Below are 3,847 nucleotides of genomic sequence, written 5' to 3'. Positions count from 1 at the left end.
CGGGCCGAGATCGCAGCGATCCTGCCCGCATCCCTGGCCCAAGGAGGGGCCGAGCGATGACCGAGACCAAAGCCGTCGCCAATTCCCGCGGCCATGCGATCAAAGACATCTTCGGCCGGACCAAGGCGGTGATCGGCGTCGTCCACCTGCTGGCCCTGCCCGGCGCGCCGCAATACCGGGGCGGCGGGGTCGATGCGATCTACGACCGGGCGATGGCCGATGCCGAGGGCTATCTCGCCGGCGGCTGCGACGGGGTGATCGTCGAGAACCATGGCGACATCCCCTTCGCCAAGCCCGACGACATCGGGCCGGAGACGGCGTCGCACATGGCGGTGATCTCCGACCGCATCCGGCAGCGCTTCGGCAAGCCGCTGGGCATCAACGTGCTGGCCAATGCCGCGATCCCGGCCTTCGCCATCGCCTGCGCCGCCAAGGCGGATTTCGTGCGGGTGAACCAATGGGCCAACGCCTATGTCGCCAATGAAGGCTTCGTCGAGGGCGAGGCGGCGCGGGCGCTGCGCTATCGCAACCGGCTGCGGGCCGAGGGCATCCGCGTCTTCGCCGACGCCCATGTCAAGCACGGCGCCCATGCCATCACCGGCGACCGCCCGGTGGAGGAGCTGGTGCGCGATGTCGAGTTCTTCGATGCCGATGCGGTGATCGCCACCGGCCAGCGCACCGGCCATGCCGCCGATCTCGGCTACATCGCCACCATCGCCGGAGCAACCACCCTGCCCTCGCTGGTCGGCAGCGGCGTCACCCCCGACAACGTCAACGCCATCCTCGGCATCGTCGATGCGGTGATCGTCGCCAGCACGCTGAAGCAGGACGGCGTCTGGTGGAACCCTGTCGACCCCGAGCGCGTGCTGCGCTTCATCGCCGGCATCGACCGGTAGGTCTGGTCCGGCTCAGACGTCGACGACGATGCGGCCCCGCACCCCGCCCTGCAGGATCTGCCGGGCGAGGTCCGGCAGCTCCGCCAGCCGGGCGCGGCGGGTCATGGTAGCCAGTTTGTCCAGCGGCCCCTCCCGGGCGATGCGCCGCCAGGCCTCCTCCCGCTCGGCCGGCGGCGACATCACGGAATCGATGCCGAGCAGGTTGATGCCGCGCAGCAGGAAGGGCAGCACCGTCGCCTTCAGCTCGATGCCGCCGGCATTGCCGATGGCGGCGACGGAGGCGCGCTGGCGCAGCTGGGTCAGCAGCGTCGCCAGGGTGGTTCCGCCGACGGCGTCGATCGCGCCGGCCCAGCGTTCGCTGTCCAGCGGCCTGGCCGCCGGGTTGGCCAGGGTCGCCCGGTCGATGATCGACGCGGCACCGAGACCCATGAGGTAGTCCTGCTCTTCCGGCCGCCCGGTCGACGCCACCGCCCGGTGGCCGAGGCGGTGCAGGATGGCCAGCGCCACGCTGCCGACCCCGCCGGCGGCGCCGGTGACCAGCACCTCGCCGTCGCCGGGCCGCAGGCCATGCCGTTCCAGCGCCATCACGGCCAGCATCGCGGTGAAGCCTGCGGTGCCGACCATCATCGCCTGGTCCGTGGTCATGCCGTCCGGCAGCGCCACCAGCCAGTCGGCCTTGACCCGCGCCTTCTGGGCATAGCCGCCCCACTGCAGCTCGCCGACCCGCCAGCCGGTCAGGATCACCTTGTCGCCCGGCCGGAATTTCGGCGAGTCCGAGCGCTCGACCGTGCCGGCAAAATCCACACCGGGCACATGCGGATAGCGCCGCACGAGGCGGCCGAGCCCCTGCAGCACCATGCCGTCCTTGTAGTTCAGGGTCGAATGCTCGACGGCGACGGTGACGTCGCCCTCGGGCAAGGCAGTTTCGGACACCGTCTCGACGCGGGAGTCGAGCTTGCCGTCGCCGACCTCGCGCAGCACCAGCGCCTCGAATTCGGACATGCCCGCCTCCTCCACCCCCATCATCCCGCGCCGAGCATCCCCCTGCTTCAGCCGGCTTTCAACCGATCGAGCAGGACCTTCGCCGTCGGGCCCGAGGATCCCGGATTCTGGCCGGTGATCAGCTTCCCATCGACGACGCTGTGGACGCCCCAGTTCTTCACCTTCGAGAAGGTGGCGCCGAGCTTCAGCAGCTCGTCCTCGACCAGGAAGGGCACCACCTTGTCAGGCCGACCTCTTCTTCCTCGCCATTGGTGAAGCCGGTGACGGTCTTGCCCTCGACGAGCGGCTTGCCGTCGGGAGCCTTGACGTGGCGCAGGACGCCCGGCGCGTGGCAGACCAGGGCCACGGTCTTGCCGGCGGCCAGGAAGGATTCGATCAGCCTGATCGAATTCCGGTCCTCGGCGAGGTCCCACATCGGGCCGTGGCCGCCGGGGTAGAACACCGTGTCGAAATCCTCCTGCCGGACGCTGTCGAGGCGCACGGTCTGGGCGAGCTGCGCCTTGGCGGCATCATCGGCGTTGAATCGGTGGGTGAGCTCCGTCTGGAAAGCCGGCTCGTCGCTCTTCGGGTCCAGCGGCGGCTGGCCGCCCTTGGGCGAGGCGAGCACCAGCTCGGCGCCGGCCTCCTTGAACACGTAATACGGCGCGGCCAGCTCCTCCAGCCAGAAGCCCGTCTTCCGGCCGGTGTTGCCGAGCTGGTCGTGCGAGGTGAGCACCATCAGGATCTTCACGATATCGCTCCTGTGCCTTGATGATCGGGATGAGATCGGTCGGGACGGGGACGACGCAGCGGTTCCGCGGCTATGAGGAGCCCGATCGATCGAGCCACGCGCCGAGCTGGCCGACATAGTGGCCGAGACGGGCTTCGGCGTCGCCCGGCTTGTGGAAGCCCTGCTCCATCAAGGCTTTGATCCTTTCCTGCGCTGCGGGCCGCTGGAGGGCGCCGAGGAACGCGTCCCATTCCGGCACGATCTCCGCATCGGATGGCAGGCTGGCGACGTCGACCAGGCGCTTGGTGTCGGCGATCGCCTGCTTGTCGAAGGACGCGATGCGCCGGGCGAGCGCATCGACGAAACCGTCGAGTTCGGCATCGGGCAGCGCGCGGTTCACATAGCCGTAGCGTTCCGCCAGATCGCCGCCGATATCGTCGGCGCGCAACAGCACCTCCAGCGCCCGGCCGCGGCCGATCAGGCGCGGCAGCCGCGCCATCGGGCCCCCGCCGGGGACCAGGCCAGCGCCGACCTCCCATTGCGACAGGATGGCCTTTTCGCGGCTGGCGAAGCGCATGTCGCTGGCCAGGGCCCGCTCGCTGCCGACACCCGTGGCCCGCCCGCGAATGGATGCGATCGATGCCACCGGGGCCCGGCTCAGCCGCGCCAGCATGTCGGGCAGGGCTTGCAGTCCGGTCTTCCCGGGGGGAATGGAGGTCGACTCCTCCAGCCTTGCCAGGAAGTCATAGTGCGTGAGGAAGAACCCTTCGACCGCACTGTCAAAGACCACCACCTTCACGTCCCGATCGGTCTCGAGCGCCGTGATGATCTCGTCCAGCTGCGGGATGGCCTTGGGCCCGAAGATGTTCAGGGGCGGATGATCGAACGTCACGCGCCAATAGGCCGGCGAATGCCGTTCGAGACGGATCTGTCGGGGATCTGCCGGCTCGGTCATGTCTCGCATCCCTTTGTCGAGGATTGGGGTCTATGACGGCAGCGGCTCGCCCGCCTGCTCCCGGACGACATACTCGGCGTACCAGTCCGGCCAGTTCGCATCGTGCCGGCCGCCGTTCCGCTTCTCGTGTTCGCCATGCGCGGCCGCCGCGCGCCGCAACGCGGCGGCGAGATCGCCGACCGAGCTGAAGGCCGTCTCCCCATCGACGCGCCCGGGCAACCGCTGGGTGATCTCCTGGAACAGCCAGCCGTTGCCGTCCGGATCATTGAACGAGGCGAACGAACG

The 3,847-nt window shown here is 69.4% G+C and carries 6 protein-coding genes; 1 reads left to right on the top strand and 5 read right to left on the bottom strand.

The genetic code is table 11. The features are described 5' to 3' along the window. The first annotated feature begins 56 nt into the window (after positions 1-56). On the top strand, positions 57-896 hold the full coding sequence (locus tag AC3XYG_RS31450) for a BtpA/SgcQ family protein (protein ID WP_489143826.1): 840 nt from the start codon (positions 57-59) through the stop codon (positions 894-896). 12 nt (positions 897-908) lie between these two features. Here the strand turns inward: AC3XYG_RS31450 and AC3XYG_RS31445 are convergent, their stop codons facing one another. From AC3XYG_RS31445 to AC3XYG_RS31425, 5 genes are all read right to left on the bottom strand, one after another. Further along, positions 909-1,898 carry an MDR family oxidoreductase gene (locus AC3XYG_RS31445; RefSeq protein WP_489143825.1) on the bottom strand — a complete coding sequence of 330 codons (990 nt, stop codon included), beginning with the start codon at positions 1,896-1,898 and terminating at the stop codon, positions 909-911. Between the two features lie 47 nt (positions 1,899-1,945). Beyond that, complete coding sequence (locus AC3XYG_RS31440; protein WP_489143824.1) at positions 1,946-2,113, bottom strand: type 1 glutamine amidotransferase family protein; 168 nt, start codon at positions 2,111-2,113, stop codon at positions 1,946-1,948. Beyond that, a complete protein-coding gene (locus AC3XYG_RS31435) occupies positions 2,083-2,628 on the bottom strand; it encodes a type 1 glutamine amidotransferase domain-containing protein (protein ID WP_489143823.1) in 546 nt (181 codons plus the stop codon). Before AC3XYG_RS31435 ends, AC3XYG_RS31440 begins: the two co-directional genes overlap by 31 nt. Before the next feature lie 70 nt (positions 2,629-2,698). Next, positions 2,699-3,562, bottom strand: a complete 864-nt coding sequence (locus tag AC3XYG_RS31430) for an enoyl-CoA hydratase/isomerase family protein (protein WP_489143822.1) — start codon at positions 3,560-3,562, stop codon at positions 2,699-2,701. A gap of 30 nt (positions 3,563-3,592) precedes the next feature. Next, a partial coding sequence (locus AC3XYG_RS31425; RefSeq protein ID WP_489143821.1) for a hypothetical protein occupies positions 3,593-3,847 on the bottom strand: 255 nt, incomplete at its 5' end.

The sequence above is a fragment of the Inquilinus sp. genome, assembly GCF_057815775.1.
The sequence above is the reverse complement of the archived record's forward strand: the minus strand, read 5'-3'. Positions and strand labels throughout refer to the sequence as shown.